Annotated in this window: 16 protein-coding genes; all 16 read left to right on the plus strand. The window is 25.7% G+C overall.

Annotation, left to right across the window (positions count from 1 at the left end):
• Positions 1-16 precede the first annotated feature (16 nt).
• Complete coding sequence (locus ACIJYC_RS00730; RefSeq protein WP_435166669.1) at positions 17-1,840, plus strand: hypothetical protein; 1,824 nt, start codon at positions 17-19, stop codon at positions 1,838-1,840.
• A gap of 73 nt (positions 1,841-1,913) precedes the next feature.
• Positions 1,914-2,870 (plus strand): glycosyltransferase family 2 protein, encoded by a 957-nt coding sequence (locus ACIJYC_RS00735; RefSeq protein WP_435166672.1) that lies wholly within the window; start codon positions 1,914-1,916, stop codon positions 2,868-2,870.
• Between the two features lie 4 nt (positions 2,871-2,874).
• Positions 2,875-4,161: a CapA family protein gene (locus tag ACIJYC_RS00740; protein WP_435166675.1), complete on the plus strand. Its 1,287-nt coding sequence runs from the start codon at positions 2,875-2,877 to the stop codon at positions 4,159-4,161.
• 65 nt (positions 4,162-4,226) lie between these two features.
• Positions 4,227-5,966 carry a hypothetical protein gene (locus tag ACIJYC_RS00745; protein ID WP_435166678.1) on the plus strand — a complete coding sequence of 580 codons (1,740 nt, stop codon included), beginning with the start codon at positions 4,227-4,229 and terminating at the stop codon, positions 5,964-5,966.
• Positions 5,967-6,006: 40 nt separating this feature from the next.
• Positions 6,007-6,768, plus strand: coding sequence for a class I SAM-dependent methyltransferase (locus ACIJYC_RS00750; RefSeq protein WP_435166681.1), 762 nt, complete (start codon positions 6,007-6,009; stop codon positions 6,766-6,768).
• Between the two features lie 39 nt (positions 6,769-6,807).
• Complete coding sequence (locus ACIJYC_RS00755; protein WP_435166684.1) at positions 6,808-7,995, plus strand: glycosyltransferase family 4 protein; 1,188 nt, start codon at positions 6,808-6,810, stop codon at positions 7,993-7,995.
• 44 nt (positions 7,996-8,039) lie between these two features.
• The gene (locus ACIJYC_RS00760) at positions 8,040-9,179 is read left to right on the plus strand and encodes a glycosyltransferase family 4 protein (protein ID WP_435166687.1); all 1,140 of its coding nucleotides are present in this window, start codon (positions 8,040-8,042) and stop codon (positions 9,177-9,179) included.
• A gap of 36 nt (positions 9,180-9,215) precedes the next feature.
• The gene (locus tag ACIJYC_RS00765; RefSeq protein ID WP_435166690.1) at positions 9,216-10,544 is read left to right on the plus strand and encodes a hypothetical protein; all 1,329 of its coding nucleotides are present in this window, start codon (positions 9,216-9,218) and stop codon (positions 10,542-10,544) included.
• A 238-nt stretch (positions 10,545-10,782) separates the two neighbouring features.
• Complete coding sequence (locus ACIJYC_RS00770; protein WP_435166693.1) at positions 10,783-11,358, plus strand: DapH/DapD/GlmU-related protein; 576 nt, start codon at positions 10,783-10,785, stop codon at positions 11,356-11,358.
• 38 nt (positions 11,359-11,396) lie between these two features.
• A complete protein-coding gene (locus tag ACIJYC_RS00775) occupies positions 11,397-12,455 on the plus strand; it encodes a Gfo/Idh/MocA family protein (protein ID WP_435166696.1) in 1,059 nt (352 codons plus the stop codon).
• Entirely contained in the window at positions 12,455-13,198 is a 744-nt protein-coding gene (locus ACIJYC_RS00780; protein WP_435166699.1) for a formyltransferase family protein, read from the plus strand. Before ACIJYC_RS00775 ends, ACIJYC_RS00780 begins: the two co-directional genes overlap by 1 nt.
• Before the next feature lie 166 nt (positions 13,199-13,364).
• Positions 13,365-14,342 carry a Gfo/Idh/MocA family protein gene (locus tag ACIJYC_RS00785; protein WP_435166702.1) on the plus strand — a complete coding sequence of 326 codons (978 nt, stop codon included), beginning with the start codon at positions 13,365-13,367 and terminating at the stop codon, positions 14,340-14,342.
• A gap of 70 nt (positions 14,343-14,412) precedes the next feature.
• Positions 14,413-15,507 (plus strand): DegT/DnrJ/EryC1/StrS family aminotransferase, encoded by a 1,095-nt coding sequence (locus tag ACIJYC_RS00790; RefSeq protein WP_435166705.1) that lies wholly within the window; start codon positions 14,413-14,415, stop codon positions 15,505-15,507.
• 67 nt (positions 15,508-15,574) lie between these two features.
• A complete protein-coding gene (wecB, locus tag ACIJYC_RS00795) occupies positions 15,575-16,648 on the plus strand; it encodes a non-hydrolyzing UDP-N-acetylglucosamine 2-epimerase (protein WP_435168057.1) in 1,074 nt (357 codons plus the stop codon).
• A gap of 2 nt (positions 16,649-16,650) precedes the next feature.
• Positions 16,651-17,445: a glycosyltransferase family 2 protein gene (locus ACIJYC_RS00800; RefSeq protein ID WP_435166708.1), complete on the plus strand. Its 795-nt coding sequence runs from the start codon at positions 16,651-16,653 to the stop codon at positions 17,443-17,445.
• The gene (locus tag ACIJYC_RS00805; protein WP_435166711.1) at positions 17,432-18,265 is read left to right on the plus strand and encodes a class I SAM-dependent methyltransferase; all 834 of its coding nucleotides are present in this window, start codon (positions 17,432-17,434) and stop codon (positions 18,263-18,265) included. The genes ACIJYC_RS00800 and ACIJYC_RS00805 overlap by 14 nt, the downstream gene beginning before the upstream one ends.
• Position 18,266: the final 1 nt, after the last annotated feature.

Here is an 18,266-nt window from a genome sequence, read left to right on the forward strand (position 1 = left end):
AAATTTAATTAAATAAATGAAAAAAATCCTACTAACAAATAACTCTCAAATTGTTAATTTAGTTGATAGTGAATATGATCAAATTTATACCGATTCTCCATATGTGAAAGAAAAATTTGACAGTGCTATATATTTAGAAACTTTATTAGATAAAAATTTTGAAAAATCTATAAGCGATATTCGAAAAAAAGGGTATGAAATTAATAAAAAAATCATAGATATTTTTTTTCCTAACTATAAAAGTCGAAATATTAACATTTTAGACATACAATTAGATTTTACTAATATTTTTATAAATATAGTTAAGTTATTAAAATTGATTGATTTACACCCTAATGATGAAATTACTATTGGAGTAACAGATGATGAATTATATGATAATAAAAGCCCTAATGCGTTGGATAGGTTTGTTAATGTTTATTATTGGATTTCAGATCTAGTTAAATTAAAAAATGTTAATCTTATAAATATATATAACAAGAGAAACGATCTTAATGAAGATCATTTACCAATTAATAACTGGTTTTTAAGACTAGTGGATTTGGATAAAAAAGTTTTATTATATAATTTTTTAAAAAAAATAAAATTAATAAATAGGAACAAAGAAAAAAAAATTTATATTTATAAAAAGAGTCCTGTTTTGAGGGAGATAGAGGCATATTTGTATAACCTAGGTTTCAATATTATTGATATGCCAGAGATTAATTTTCAATTTAATAGTAATGACAATGACACTAGAAATGGAAAAATTAGAGATCTACTAGATAGTTTTTTTGAAAATAATTATCTAAATAATGCCTATAAAGCCGCTTTATTAGTGATGTATAAAAAAAGGATTGAATATTATTTTCAAAAAGAAAAATATACTAAGGGTTATATATCAAAACTAGATAATTCAATTAATGTTATAATTACAAGTACTATTAATGGTTTCGATAGTCATATATTTGCAAAGCAATTACAGCAAAGCGATTTTAAAATTATAAATGTTATGCATGGACTTTCAACTAGTTTTCGAAGAAAAAAAGATTTAGACTTCTTTGAATGTCAGGCTCCCGATATGACTCTATGTTTTAATAGCTCTGAAAGAGATATGTTCAATGAATTGGTGCCTAGAGCACTAATACATCCTATCTCTGTTGTACAAGAAGCTAAAAAAAAACGTTTTAGATTTTTGAAAAGATTGTGCGTAAATAAATTATTAAAAATTAATGAAAACGTAAATATATTTTATCCATCTATTCATTATCCATATAATAACTTGACAAATTATGGATTTCGAAATTCAGACAGATTTAATTATCAATTTGAAAAAAAAATGATTTCCATATCATCTTCTTTAAATAAAAGGATGATCTATAAAAATTATCCAAAAAGGTGTTTTATTGATACAAACCCACTTATTAAATACGCAAAAAGTTTTAAAAACATCAAAGTCATAGATGGAAGTTTTGATTTTCGTTTCGTTAGTTCAATTGGAGATATCTATATTTTGGGCGGTGTAGGTGCATCAAGTACTTTGACTTGGATGCTTGGTGAAAATAAACCTATCATATACTTACATTCTAATAAATTTCAATTTATAAATGATGAGGGTAAAAAAATTTTAGATAAAATTTTTATTGTTGTTAACATAGATGAGGATAACTGGCATGAAAATTTAATAGAAATTTTAAATAAGCCATACAAGGATTTAGTTCAGATTTGGAAAAATAAAGAAATTTATAGAGATCAATTTGATGAAAAGTGGTTAATGGGAAACCATTTACATGGTGGCAAATTAGGAGCAAAATATATTGAAGATATGTATATTAAGACAAATAAAGTAATGATAAATTAAGTTATTTTTATTTATCCTATTGATGACATGTGTGTTAACTAAAAGGTATTTAAAATAATAGTTATCTAAATTAATGAACCTATCAATAGTAATACCACATTATAATGGATCAAATTTATTGGAAAAACTTTTATCATCGATACCTCAAGAAAAAGAAATACAAATAATAGTCGTGGATGATAAAAGTGAACTATCTCATCTAAAATTTATCGAAAAATTGAAAAAAAAATATAATTTTGAGTTCTATCAAAATAATAAAATTAAAGGCCCAGGCACGTGCAGAAACATAGGATTAGAAAAAGCAAAAGGTAAGTGGATTTTATTTGCTGATAGCGATGATTATTTTGTTGATAAATTTTATAACAAAGTAAGCAGCTATTTTAATAGCAAAAGTGATGTAATATTTTTTCCTCCTACCAGTCAACATATGGGAACTAGTAAAATAGCTGATAGACACCTATCTTTTAAAAAAAAAATTAAAGCTTATTTAAATAATAATAATATTAAAAATGAATTTTTCTTGAGATACACTTACATAGTACCATGGTCAAGAATGATAAAAAATGAATTAATTAATATTCATAAAATAAAGTTCGATGAAGTAAAGATTTCAGAGGATACTATGTTTGCTACTAAAGTTGGACATTTTATGAAAAAATTTGAAGTAAGTCATGATGTAATTTATTGTATTACTAAAAGTAGTAGGAGTTATTCTAAGATACCAATTAGAGAAGATATTTTTGATATTTTGGTAAATATGAAAATATTATATATTAAGTTTTTAGATACAAACTTGTCTAAAGGAGAATTGTATAAAATAATGAAACCTTATACCAAGAATAAAGCTGCTGAGCTTTTACTTAGAAGTATTAAAATTTTTGGATTTAAAAAATTTTTTCAGGTTTATAATTTATATAAGCAGGAAGATATTCAATGGTTTAGATTAGTATATTTGAATCCTATTAAAATTATGAGATATATTATTATTTTGTGTTATAAAAAAATAAATTACCATTTCAATAATTATTAACAAAATGTTTAAGATTGATCTCAAAAAATTAGAAATAGATAATAAAAGAGTCAATAAAAATAAAAATCCTACAATAATTAATATTACAGGTGATTGGACACCCTTTTTAGAAGAAGTTTCAAATTTAATGATAAAAAGAAAAGAAAAATATTATGGAAATTTATCAAGTTATTTTGAAAAAGGAGATTTAAATATCACAAATCTAGAAACAGTTATTGATGTTAAATTAAGAAAATTTAACAAAAGTGCTTCAAAAATTATTAATAAACCACAAGTTTTAAATTCATTAAAAAGTATTAATACAAACTTAGTTTGTCTTGCGAATAATCATATTATGGATAACGGCGTAAGTGGGCTAAAAAATACTATTAATTATTTAAAAAAATATAAAATAAATTATGTAGGTGCGGAGTTTTCACAAAGAGAAATTTACAAACCATTTTTATTCGAAAAAAATAAGCAAAAGATTGCGGTAATAAATACATCAGAAGGAGAGGAGTCTAATGAAAAATACAATAATAATATTGGGGCATCTTTTATTGAGTCTTATAAAGTTATAGATCAAATAAGACTCTATAAAAGTAAAGGATATTTGATAATACTAATATCACATGCAGGGGTAGAGTTTATCCCAACTCCTCCACCATATATCAAAGAAATTTACAAAAATTTTGTAGATGAGGGTGCTGATTTGGTGGTGGGACATCATCCTCACGTGCCTCAGGGATTTGAAATTTATAAAAATGCTATAATATTTTATTCAATTGGAAACTTTACAGTGTGGAGACCAAACTTAAGAAAAAACTGTTATCACTCATTTTTTTTGAATTTGAATGTACAAGATAATAAAATAGTAAATATTAATTTGGTACCATATCAATTTAATAAAAATGGGGTTGATCTAATATCAAAGAGAAATTTTAGTAAAAAGTTAATAGAATTAAATAATTTATTATCAAAAAGTGATAAAATTTGGAAAGAATATTTATTTAGAAAAAAATCTATAGGTAGTTATTTTTCAGAAAATTTATCGTATTTTTATAATTATTATAAATATAAAAATGATTATCTACATAAATACAAAACATTATCAAAAAAATATATAGATCTTGAATACTTACAAAATAGTTACCAAAGTGATCCTAAATATAGATATATACTTGATAGATGGGAAATAAAGTACGATTATAATCTTTTATCTATATTTAAAAATTCGTTTAAGTCTGTTCATGTAATTTTGCTTATTTTCAAAAAAATTATAAAAAATATAAAGTCACTTATTTTGAAATGATTTTATTACTATTAGATTATTATTACAAATATGAATGTATTTAGAATATTTAAAATATTAGCATAATGAACTATCTCTCATTGCTAAATAAAGAATTAAGTTTGGTGGATTCTTTAAATTTTAATAATAAATTTGTTTACTTTAATAGAAATGAAAATCTAAAACATTGGAACTCATATTTTGATAAAAAAAATAATATTCGAATAATGATTTTAGGAAGACCAGTTATTGAAACTTCAGATTGGCAAAACTTTCAAGAATATGAACAAAATTATATTTCAAAACTTCTGATTAAAAAATATGTTAATCTAGATATTAACGAATTCTGTAGTCAGTTAAATGGGGCTTTTAGTGTATTGTTTATAGATTATAGATTTAACAAGATATTAATAATTACTGATAAGCTTGGAATCTATCCAATTTATACTTATGGAGCCGATTTAGAAGTATTTCAATTCTCATCTAATTTTAATTTTTTAGTTGATAATGTAAGTAGTAAAATCAATGTTGATTTGGTCTCTTTAGCAGAATTTTTAAAAAAGGGATTTATTTATCATCCTAATACGCAATATAAAGAAATTAAAACTATCGATAATGGCACTTATTGTATTTTAGATTTTAATAAAAAAATTATAACGAAAAAAAAATATTTCAGATTTCAGGCAAAACCTATCTATGATTTTAATTATTTAGTGAACAAGCTCTCAAAAGCATTAGTAAAATCAATAGAAAAACGAACCTTAAAGTATTTTGGTAAAAAAGTAGTTTTTTTAAGTGGTGGAACAGATTCTAGAATGATCTTAGCAAATTCAGTAGACCCCAAAACAGAGGCTGTAACCCTTTATAATGTAGAGAATAATGAAACAAAATTAGCAAAAAATATTTCCAAATCATTAAATAAAAAACTTTATTTAATTAAAAGAGATGACAACTATTATTATAAGTCATTTAATGAATCTATTAAGATTAATGGAGGCAGATGCTCACCTACAGATGATCATTTTTTTAATTTAAAAAATAATGAAAAAATTAAAAATTACGATACAATTTTAACTGGGTGTTATGCAGATTGGTTGTTTAAAGGCATAGCCCTTGATAGAAAACAACTTTCTATTTTAGGTGTAAAACTTCCTTTATATAATTTAAAGAACTTTGATTATGATTTTTTTTCAAAAAGAACACTACTAGATAAAAAATATGAAAAATTGATCAGAGAAAGAGAAGATAATATTTTTTTTGATAAAAAATCTCATATTGAAAATGAAATTTGTCGAATATTTCCTCTATTTCAAGAGGAAACTGCAGCGACAAGACTAACATTGCAGCAATTATTTCCTTGGGATTCCATATTTTCAGATAATGAAATTTTAGAAGTCTACCAGCAAATACCAGCTGAATATAAAATAAATTCAGAAGTTTATGATAAAGCAGTATCACTTATATTAAATAAAGTAAAAAATATACCTCATTCAGGTAAAAGACATAAAATTGGGATTAATAAGTATCTTGGGGTCCTAATTTATATAATCAGAGTTAAAATAGATAAAATACTCAATTTATTAAGAATAAAAAAAGTTAATTTAATTACCGGTGATGGCTCATGGATGAACGCAAAAAAATATGTTACCGACAAAGAATTTCAATCACTCTGGATGAGTATCAAAAAATTTAGATTATTTAAGAATATGTTAAGTAATAAAAAATTAGATTTTAAAGAAATATTAAAAAATGATACCAAGTTAATTTTTAAATGTATGGTACTAGATAAATTTTTATCTAAAAAAAATAAAATAAAAAACAGATGACAAAAATTTTACAAAAGTTAATTAACAGAATTCTCAACCAATGATTCACATATTTCTTAATATTATTAAAAAAAATTATTTTTTTACAATTTTTAAAAAGATTATAAAAAGATTTGAAAAAAATACTTCTGCTGAAGCTAAACAATGGGCTATTTTAAATACTAGCCAAACTGTAGAAGAATTCTGTAGTTCTATTGATTCATTACTGTATGACAAAATCAAAGTAGATATAAAATTAATTGAGGAAGAAGCATTAAATAAACTTTCAAAGTTAAAAGTTTCACTTGGTGGAGGAGGTAATTATATTCTTTTATATTTTTTAATACTTAAATTTAAACCACTTAATATTGTTGAAACAGGGGTGGCTGCAGGATGGTCAAGTTTGTTTATTTTAAGAGCTTTAAAAAAAAATGGTAAAGGTTACCTATTTTCAAGTGATTTTCCTTATTTTAGATTAAAAAATCCTGAGCAATATATTGGTTATTTGGCTCAAAATGAAATTAACAAACATAGTTGGTTTTTAGACATAAGAGGGGATGATTTAGCTCTTCAGGAAATAGTAAATAGATTAAAAAATAGTGAAATTGATATATTTCACTATGATAGTGATAAATCTTATTCAGGAAGATCTAAATCTTTGAATATTTTAAGTTCGAAAATAAATTCAAAAACAATAATTATATTTGATGATATTCAGAATAATTTACATTTTAGGGATTATGTATACGAACACAAAAAAAATTTTCATGTTCTCGAATTTCAAGGGAAGTATGTTGGTATAGTTGGATGTGAACTTTTGTAAATTTTATTTTATTAGATATATTAATTTTTAAATTATAATATGAAAATTCTTGTTGTCAGCAGTAAATACCAGCCAGAATATTCTGGCTCAGGATTAAGGGCACATAATACTTACAAAAGATTTAAAGAAAAATATGATGTAAATTTTGATATACTTACTAATTCGCTGACTCATCAAGGAAATAAAAAATATGAGTTTGAGGGGTTAGAGGTAACTAGAATTTCACCACCATTCATAATCCCTAAAAAAAAATCTATATTACGACTTACATTGATGAGTTTGGGCCTTATTTGGGAAGTTTTTTACAGCTGGAAGTTTGTTAAAAAAAAAATTACTGAATACGACTTACTCCATACATTTGGAAATACTTGGACAATTGGTTTCCTTAGTTGGTACTTTTCAAAAAAAAATAAGCCAATAATCAGAGAGTTATGTAATGATATGAGTAATCCACTTTATCCAATACAGGCTGAAAGTTATATGAAGCCTGTATTTAATAAAAAAAATACATTAGTTATTCCTATATCAAAACGATTAGAAAAACTTGCTAAAAATTATGGGCTTAAAAATATTTGGTATAGACTAAATCCAGTAAATGAAAATAAATTTTTTATAGATTATAAAAATAAATATTTTCTAAGAAGTAAATTAACTAAATTTAATCAGAATGATATAGTGCTAAATTTAGTTGCAAATTTTGTTGATAGAAAAAATCAGCTTTTTTCAATAGATGTATTAAATTTCCTACCGAATAATTTTAAATTAATTTTAGCTGGGCCTTTGAAAACTGAAAATTATGAGTACTTCAAATTAATACAAAAAAAAATCCATAATTTTGGATTAACAGATAGAGTTGATATACAAACAGGGTTTATAGATAATTTTGATGAATACTTAAAATGTAGTGATATTTTTTTATTTCCATCAAAGGCGGAAGGATTAGGAACACCATTGTTAGAGGCCCAAGCTTGTGGAGTTCCTGTTATTAGTAATTATATAAGCGATATTACTGATACCATGATTAAAGAAGATAATGGAGGTTATTTTTTAGAGTTAGATGCAAAAAAGTGGGCTGAAGCTATTCAAAAAGTTTTAAAATTTCCTGAGCAAACTTTAATAGACAATGCTAATCATGTTAATAAGATATGTTCATCTAAAAATATAGATGAAGAATATTATAAAAAAATTAAAAAATTGATAAATAATGAATATTCAGATGTTAAATAAAAATTATTTTTATATAAGAATTTTGAGCAATCTTTGGAAATCTTTTGTCTAAAAAAATTATTCATCAAGTTTCACTTTCAGAGATCGGTGGTGTGCAAAGAAGCTTTAGCTTATATTTTTCTTATGTTTTAAAAAAAAGTAGTTTAGATCATTATATATATAGTATGCATGATTTAATTGATAATTTTAATAATGTTAAAAATTATCATTTTAATTTGAATAAATCAGTTATTGAGAAGTTTAAATTTATTTACTATTTAACCTCTAAAAATTACATAATTCATTTTTATAATAATTTAGGAAGCAATACTGTTAATAAATTATTAAATTTTTTACCTTCATCAAATATTATTTTTCATGAAAGAGGTTCAGCATGGAATGCAAAAGATGAAGATATCAAAGTGTATAAGAATAATGCATCTAAGGCAAAAATTATATTAGTAAATTCACTCGCTTCTAAAATTATGCTTATAAAAAGATTTGGAATAGATGAAAAAAAAATAAAACTTATCTATAATGGTTTTTTAAGCAAGTCATTTAATTTTTTGCCAAAAAATAATAAAAGATATAGCGAAAGGTTTAGTGTTGGTTATATAGGTAGGCTAGACTCACCAAAAGGAGTACATGTGCTAATTGAGTCAGCAAAGCAATTAACTAATTATGATTTTTTTATAGCAGGGAAAGGTGTATTGGAAAATGTATTAAAAGAACTATCAAAAAATTATAAAAATATTAATTTTTTAGGAAGTGTAAAGGAACCTCTAGAGTTTATTTCTAAGATGGACACTATTGTTGTCCCGTCAATAAGAGAACCTCTCGGTAATACAATTATTGAGGCAGGATATTGTAAAAAGTCAGTTATAGCCTCAAATATAGATGGCATATCAGAAATAATCACAGATCAATTTAGTGGTATATTAATTGATCCTGATAAAGAAATTTCATTTGATCAGATTACAAATGAAGCGGTTCCTTTCCCGGTAGCTGTTGTTGATCCCAAAAAAAAAGAATTACAAAAACCAAAAGAAATTGATTCAATAAAACTTTGTGATTCTATTTCTTTTTTAGCTTTAAATTCAAATATAAGAGAGCTTTACGGAAAAAATCTTCATAAAACAGTTACAGAAAAATTTAATATTGAAAATTATTATCAAACTTTGGAGGATTTATATTCTCAATTTTAAAGTTTTTAGATAGTAAATAATAAAAAAAATTTTATAATGAATAAATCAGTGAATAACACTTTATTAAAAATAAAATTCAATAAAAATGATATTTTTTTTTTTATTGGTCTATATTTATACTCAATATTATTAATTTTTTTTCAGATAGATTTATTAAGTCTATCAAGTTTAGTTTTTGTAGCACTAATAACATTTTATTTTTCAAAAAAATATAAATCTTTAGCAACAGTATTGTATGTAGCCTTGGCTTTTAGATTAATTACAATTTTTTTAGGAAACTATTTAATAATTTTACCTGATAGCTGGGGAGATACAACAGAGTTTGAAAGAAAAGCTTGGGAATGGTCTCAAAACGGTTTTTTTGAAGTTTTTAAAGAATATCCGAGTGAAAGAAAAAGTTTCCATATTAGTTGGATATTAGCATTTTTTTATTCTTTGACAGATAGAAGTGTAATAATGGGACAATCCATTAATTTAATATTTGGAATGGGTTCATTATTATTGGGATCTCGGTTGGCAAATTTAATATGGAATGAAAAAGTTTCGATAAAAGTTGGATGGATAATAGCTTTATACCCAACTTTAATATTATATTCATGTTTAATTTTAAGAGAGTCATTTATTTGGTTTTTTTTGTTAGTAGCATTATATGGAATTTCTTCTTCGGTAAAATATGGAGGTTTCAAGTCATTTACTTTAATTTTTATTGGTTTTTTTGGAGCATCTTTTTTTCACGGAGGAATGCTTATTGGTGCTTTAGTTTTTCTTATAATCTCCATGAATATTTATTTTTTTAAATCCATGAAAAAAATAAGATATTATAAAATTAATAAAAAAAATTTTTTCTTATTAATAATATTTGGGATACTTATTTTTATTTTTTTAATAAATATAGACAAAATGCCAAAGTTAGCAGCTTTGAAAAATTTCTTAGATTATGAACAAGTATTGGAAGAAATTTCCAACAGAAACATTGGTAATGCAATTTTTCCTGAATGGACAGTCCCAAATAACTTATTTGAGCTAATCTATAAAACTCCAATTAGGTTAATCTACTTTATGTTTTCTCCATTTCCATGGGATGTAAGTAAACCTAGTCATTTAATAGGTATGTTAGATGGTCTATTCCATTTGATTTTATTCATACTTTTAATCAAAAACTTTAGATTTATAATGAGTGAAAATAATTTAAAATATATATTTCTTATTTTAGCATCTTATTTGATAGTATATGGAGTAGCTACTGGAAATTTTGGAACAGGAATACGACATCGAACTAAGTTTATTATTGTTTTAATTTTGCTTGTAGCACCTTGGTTACCTAATTTCGTTTTTAATAAAAAAGAAAAAAAAACTATTAAGTAGAAATATTAGGTAAATATGCAAAAAATTGAATCAATTTAAGAAACAAAAAAGTTTATTTTATTAGAAGATATTTTAATTATATTTATTATTTTAACTAAAAAGCCTTTTTTATTAGATTTTATTTTTATAAGTGTTTATAAATTATCAACTTAAATACTTTGAATTAATTTAAATTAATAACAAATGTTTTTATATAAACAGCATTATAAAAATGTCCCTTTTCTTTAAGAATATAAAAATGGAATATCAAAAACATGAAACAGCAATTATAGATCAGGGTGCTCAAATTGGCTCTGGCTCAAAAATATGGCACTGGTCACATATTTGTGAAGGTGCAAAAATTGGCTCAAAAGTTACAATTGGTCAAAATGTTTATATTGGAAATAAAGTTGTAATTGGAGATAAATGTAAAATTCAAAATAATGTTTCTATTTACGATAATATTTGTTTAGAGGAAGGTGTATTTTGTGGTCCTAGTGTAGTTTTTACTAATGTTTATAATCCTCGAGCATTTATTGGACGAAAAAGTGAATATAAAGACACTTTGATCAAAAAAGGAGTTACATTAGGTGCTAACTCTACAATAATATGTGGAATAACAATTGGTGATTTTGCTTTTGTAGGTGCAGGAGCAGTTGTAAATAAAAATGTACCCCCATATGCACTTATGGTTGGAGTAGCTGCAAAACAAATTGGATGGATGAGTAGGTATGGTGAAAAATTAGATTTACCTCTCAAAGGTAATGCAGAAACTACATGTAAGCATACTAACCAAATCTATCAACTAAAAGGTGGTGAGATTATATTAAAATAAAAAGTATGAAAATTTAATTACCAAAAGATGCTAAATAAATGCTGAGATTTGCAATAGTTGGATGTGGAAGAATAGCCAAAAGACATAGTGAATTGTTAGGTTTTGATAAAATCAAAAATGCTTCACTTGTTTCGGTTTGTGACATAAATGAAAATAAAGCAAGAAAAATAGGCCAACAGTTTAATATACCACATTATATTAATATGGACGAGATGATGGAAAAAGAGTCTATAGATGTTGTTTCAGTATTAACCGAAAGTGGCAATCATGCAAAACATGTAATAAATCTATCCAAATATGGCAAACATTTAATTGTAGAAAAACCTATAGCCTTAAAACTCAGTGACGCAGATCTAATGATTAAGGCTTGTGAGAAAAATGATTGTAAATTGTTTGTTGTAAAACAAAATAGATTTAATCTTCCAGTTGTTAAATTAAAACAAGCTCATGAAGAAGGTCGCTTTGGAAAATTAGTGCTTGGAACTGTAAGAGTTCGTTGGTCTCGTTATCAATCTTACTATGATCAAGATTCATGGCGAGGAACTTGGGCCTTGGATGGAGGTGTTCTTGCTAACCAAGCAAGTCACCATATTGATATGTTACAATGGTTGATGGGAGATGTGGAGTCAGTTTTTGCAAAAGCAAACACTTCTTTAGTAGACATTGAAGGAGAAGATACTGCCGTAGTTACTTTAAAGTTTAAAAATGGTGCTTTAGGAATAATTGAAGCAACAACTGCAACCCGACCTAATGATCTTGAAGGATCTATATCAATATTAGGTGAAAAGGGTAGTGTTGTAATATCAGGATTTTCAGTTAATAAGATGGAGTCATGGGCTTTTGTAGATAGGCAAAAAGAGGATGATGATGTATTAACTAAATATTCAGTAAATCCACCTAATGTTTATGGATTTGGACACCAAGCATATTATGAACATGTTGTAGATAGCATTATCAATAATAAAAAACAATTAATAGATGGAATTTCAGGAAAGAAAAGTTTGGAATTGATTACAGCTATTTATCAATCAATAGAAACAAAAAAAGAAGTTTTTTTAGGATTGGAAACCATTCAATCTAAATTAGGAAAAAATTAATGAATAAAAAAAAAATTTTTTTTTTGGGTTCTAAAAAAATTGGATTAGAATGTTTAAAAATTCTTTTTAATAACCAGAATAAACTTAATTATGAAATTGTAGGAGTTTTAACAAATTCAAACAGTGAGAATATAGAGGAATACTCATTAATAAATAATCTAAATATTTTAAAATCTTTAAATGAATTTTTAAAACTTCCTAGTGTTGATATTGTTATTTCTGTACAGTATCATGAGATTTTGCGCTCAATTCATATACAAAAAGCAAAAGAACTGGCAATAAATCTTCATATGGCACCACTACCCGAGTATAGAGGATGTAATCAATTTTCGTTAGCTATCATAGAGAACAGAAAGATTTTTGGAGCCACTATTCACAAGATAGATGAGGGTATAGATAGTGGGGATATTTTATTTGAATCAAGATTTGAAATTCCCAAAGATTGTTGGGTAGAGGATTTATATGAACTTACTTATCAAAAATCTATTAATCTTTTTCTTAAATCACTTCCAAATTTAATTAATATGAATTTTGATTTAATACCTCAGGAAAGTCTATATGGCAAAAGAGGTAGCAGTTTACATTACAGAAATGAAATTAATGATTTAAAAAAAATTGATTTATCATGGGATAAAGAAAAAATAGAAAAACATATAAGAGCAACTTCCATGAAAGGTTTTGAGCCCCCTTTTGCCGAGATACAGGGAAAAAAATTTTTTTTTAAAAAAATCTTTGATGACTAAATTGAGATGATTAGCTGCTATAGCTGAAATACAAAATAAGGGTTTTTATTATTTTAACATAATAAATTGCCAAATATAAAATAATCTAACTTTAAATAATAATAATATTGGTTTAAATAAATAAGTTAGGGATGTTTTGGAGAAATAATACAATATAATACCAGATATGAAAAAAAATATAGCAGTCATTGGTTGTGGACAATGGGGAAAAAATTTAGTTAGAAATTTTTCTGAATTAGGAGTGCTATCTTCAATCTGTGATCCTAACACTAAAATTGTTAATAAATATACAAATCAATTTAAAGTCAAAAATTTTTTATTTAGTGAAATTATAAATGATCCAAATGTAAAAGGTGTAGCACTTGCTGTACCTGCAGAACTTCATGCTTCAATGGCAATAGAAGCAATGAACAAAGGTAAACATGTACTTGTTGAAAAACCTTTGGCCATGAATATATCAGAGGCAGAATTGATGATTTCTACTGCTAAAAAAAATGGTGTAAAGCTTATGGTTGGGCACCTATTAAAATATCATCCAATTTTTAACACTATACAGAGAATAATTGAAGCAGGAGATATCGGAGAATTAAATAACATTTATTCTAATCGTTTGAGTTTTGGTAGAGTAAGAACTAACGAAGATGTTATATGGAGTTTTGCTCCTCATGATATTTCAATGATTTTATCATTAGCAAAACAAGATCCAGAATTTATTACTACAAAATCATCATCTATTTTACAAAAAAATCTTGCAGATATTGCAACAATTCACTTAGAGTTTAAATCAGGTTTAAAGTCTTACATTTCAGTTTCATGGTTAAATCCATACAAAGAAGTTAAGTTAGTTATATCTGGAAAATCTGCAATGCTGGTCTTTGATGACACTAAACCTTGGAATGAAAAATTAGCTTTATATCCTTATGAATTATTACGTTCTAAAGATTTATTAAATTTAAAGAAATCTGATACCCAGTATTTAAAAGTTTCTGAAGAAGAACCATTAAAAAATGAGTGTCAACATTTTATTGATGTAGTTGAAAAAGATATAAAACCATTAACTGATGGAGCTGAAGGTTTGCGAGTAATCAAAGTATTATCTGCTGCATCACAATCTCAAATTAAAAATGAAAAAGTTAAGATATAAATTTTATTAATATTAAATATAATGATGAAGATGTGTTTATTTAGAGCAAATCATATATAATAAATTTGAAATGAAAATAGACTTTGCAAATCTACAGATACAGTATCAAACATATAAAGAAAAAATAGATACTAATATTCAATCAATTTTAAACAAATCTAATTATATTTTAGGAGAAGAAGTAAATATCTTAGAGCAAGAATTGCAAAATTTTACAAAGGTAAAAAATGCTATCACATGTTCCTCTGGAACAGATGCAATCTTACTTGCTTTAATGGCAATAGATGTAAAGCCTGGAGATGAAATTATTACTACACCATTTACTTGGATATCTACTGGAGAGATGATTGCACTGTTAAAAGCTGTACCTGTATTTATTGATATTGAGCCAGATACTTATAACCTAGATTCTAATTTAATTGAAAAAGCAATTACCAAAAAAACAAAAGCCATAATGCCTGTAAGTCTTTATGGTCAACCTTCAGATATTGATGCTATTCAAGCAATTGCTGATAAATATGATTTAAAAGTTATAATTGATGGTGCTCAAAGTTTTGGTTCTACTTATAATAAAAAGACCGATAGCAATTTAGGAGATATTTCAATTACCAGTTTTTTCCCTGCAAAACCTTTAGGTTGCTATGGAGATGGTGGTGCAGTATTCACAAACAATGATGAATATGCAAAAAAGATTAAATCCCTAAGAGTTCATGGACAAAATAAACGTCATCATCATCAATATATTGGAATTGGTGGTCGACTAGATACAATACAAGCAGGTGTCTTGTTAGCTAAATTAGAGAATTTTAAAGATGAGTTAAAAGTTCGAAATAAAGTAGCGGAAAAATATACAAATAAATTATCAAAAATTCTTCAAACACCAGTTATCAAGCCAAATAGAACAAGTGCTTGGGCATCATATACTTTAAGGGTAAAAAATAGGGATAGTTTATTATTAAGCTTAAAAGAAAGTGGTATTCCTACATCAATTTATTATCCAACCCCTCTTCATCTTCAAGAATGTTTCCAATATTTAAATTACAAAAAAAATGATTTACCAATATCTGAAAAAGCATCAAATGAAGTAATAAGCATACCTATGAACCCCTTTTTATCCGATGAACAAATAGAATTCATTACTTATAATATTGGAGAAAATATTTGAAGTAGTTTATAAGAATCCTTTTACACTTAGTTATCTTGTAATTAGAATATATTTTAAAGTTTATATGATAAAAATTTCTACATTGATTGGGACAAGACCTCAGTTAATTAAGGCTGCTGCAGTTTCAAGAATAATAAAAAGTGAATTTAATAATAAATTTGAAGAGAACATTATACATACTGGACAGCATTATGATCAAAAAATGTCAGAATTATTTTTTAACGAGTTAAATATTCCATTTCCAAAATTTAATATGAATATTTCATCTTTAAAACATGGGGAAATGACAGGAAGAATGATTATAGAATTTGAAAAATATCTTTTAGAAAATAAAACTGATTATGTTTTAGTTTACGGTGATACCAATTCTACTCTTGCAGGCATGCTTGCTGCAATAAAACTTGATATCCCCGTTGTTCATGTTGAAGCTGGTTTGCGTTCCTTTAATATGAAAATGCCTGAGGAGATGAATAGGATATTAGTAGATAGATTATCAAAATTTTTGTTTTGCCCTACTTTGCAAGCAGTTAATAATTTATCTAATGAAGGTATAAATACTGGTGTTCATCAAGTTGGAGATGTTATGTTTGATATAGCTTTATATTACAAAGATAAGGCAAAAAATAAAAGTAGTATATTATTAGACTACAAACTTAAGCCTCAAGATTTTTATTTAGTCACATGTCATAGAGCAGAAAATACAAATGACAACAATCGTCTAAATCAAATCTTTTCAGCAATAAATGAACTAGCTTTTTCAAATAAGGTAATTCTTCCGTTGCATCCAAGAACAAAGAAGTATCTAGTGCAAAATAAAATGATGGATTTTCTAAAGAATGTTATTGTTACAGAGCCATTGCCATTTATGGATATGATTGCATTAGAGCAATCTGCTAGTGCAATTCTTACTGACTCAGGTGGAATTCAAAAAGAAGCATTTTTTTATGGTGTTCCGTGTATTACGATGAGAGATGAAACAGAATGGGTTGAGACAGTTAAGCTTGGCTGGAATAAAGTTGTCGGCGCGGACAAAAATAAAATATTAAATGCGGTAAATTCTTTGAGTTATGGAAAGCTTGGGGAAAGCCCTTACGGAAATGGACAGGCTTCGAAAGAAATTTTAAATATCTTAAGTAAATAATTATGATATTAATTTTATTACCAGCATTTAATGAAGAAAAGTCACTTCCTCAGCTTATAAATAAACTAGAAGTAACCTTAGCATCCATCAAAGAAAATTATCGAATAATTATATGTAATGATGGAAGTACAGATAAAACTCAGGAAATTTTGGAAAAATATTCTAAAACTATCCCATTAGAAATCATCCAGCATAAAGTTAATAGAGGTTTAGGAGAAACCATTAGAGATTTATTTGAAAGAGCTGCAACTATTTCATCAGAAGACGATATAATTATTAGATTTGATTGTGACGATACTCATGAGCCTAAATATATTTCTTTGCTAATTAATAAAATTAGAAGTGGTTATGATGTTGTAACCGCATCAAGATTTGAAAAAGGTGGAGGCCAACATGGTGTAAATATCTATCGATCATTTATAAGCAAATGTGCAAATTTATTTATGAGTATATTTTTTCCAATAACTGGAATTAAAGATTATTCCTGTGGATACAGAGCTTATAATCCAAAAATTATCAAAAAAGCAATAAGCTTTTATGCAAATGACTTTATACAATTAAAGGGACTGGGCTTTACGTGTACATTAGAAAAATTAGTGAAGTTGAAAATAATAGGTGCTAGATTTGGCGAAATACCTTTTGAACTTCGCTATGATCAAAAAGTAAGTGATAGTAAAATGGTAAGTAGCATAACTACACTTGGTTATATTGTCATGACAATTCTTTACCATTGGCCTTTTGGTGGTTGGAAAAATTTATATAAAAAAAGATTAAAAAAATTTGATGCCAGATATTAAAGATGTAGAAGAATTCTGGAATAATAATCCTTTGTGGACTGGAGAGACAAAATTTGAAACTGGTAGTTTTAAATTTTTTGAAGATCATAGAAAAACTGTAATTAATGATTGTTTTGCTGGGGCACTTGAAAAAAATTGCTTTCCAGCTTTATATAAAAAAGATGAGAAATTTAAAATTTTAGACTTAGGATGTGGAATTGGGTTTTGGCTTATCGAATTTAAAAAACGTGGTTATAAAAATTTATATGCTGTAGATCTTAGCAAAGAGGCTATAAAATTAACAAAAAAAAGACTTAATTTTTATAATTACAAAGCAAATTTATCTATTCAAAATGCTGAAAACTTAAATTTTGAAAATGAGATGTTTGATCATGTGAATTGTCAAGGTGTAATTCATCATACACCTAATACCATACAGTGTGTTTCAGAAATTAACCGTATCTTAAAACCGAATGGAACTGCTAATATTTCCGTTTATTATAAAAAATTTATTATTCGTAATTGGAAAATCTTAAGGTTTCTTTCATGGCCTTTATTTTTATTTGGTATTAAATTCAAAGGACGTGGAAGAGAGTCTATTTTTAAAAAAAAAAATATAAACAAAATAGTTCGGTTATATTATGGTAAAGATAATCCAATAGGTAAAGTTTTTTCTAAGAGAGATTTTATTAAAATGTTAGAAAAATATTTTATAATTGATGAAATTAATTTACATTTTTTCCCAACCCGAATTTTTCCTTTCAAAATACCTCTTTTGATAAAAAAATACTTGGATAAACACCTTGGCTTTATGATTTATGCAAGTATAAGGAAAAAATAAA

The organism is Candidatus Pelagibacter bacterium nBUS_28 (assembly GCF_051200915.1).
Taxonomy (GTDB): Bacteria; Pseudomonadota; Alphaproteobacteria; order Pelagibacterales; family Pelagibacteraceae; genus Pelagibacter.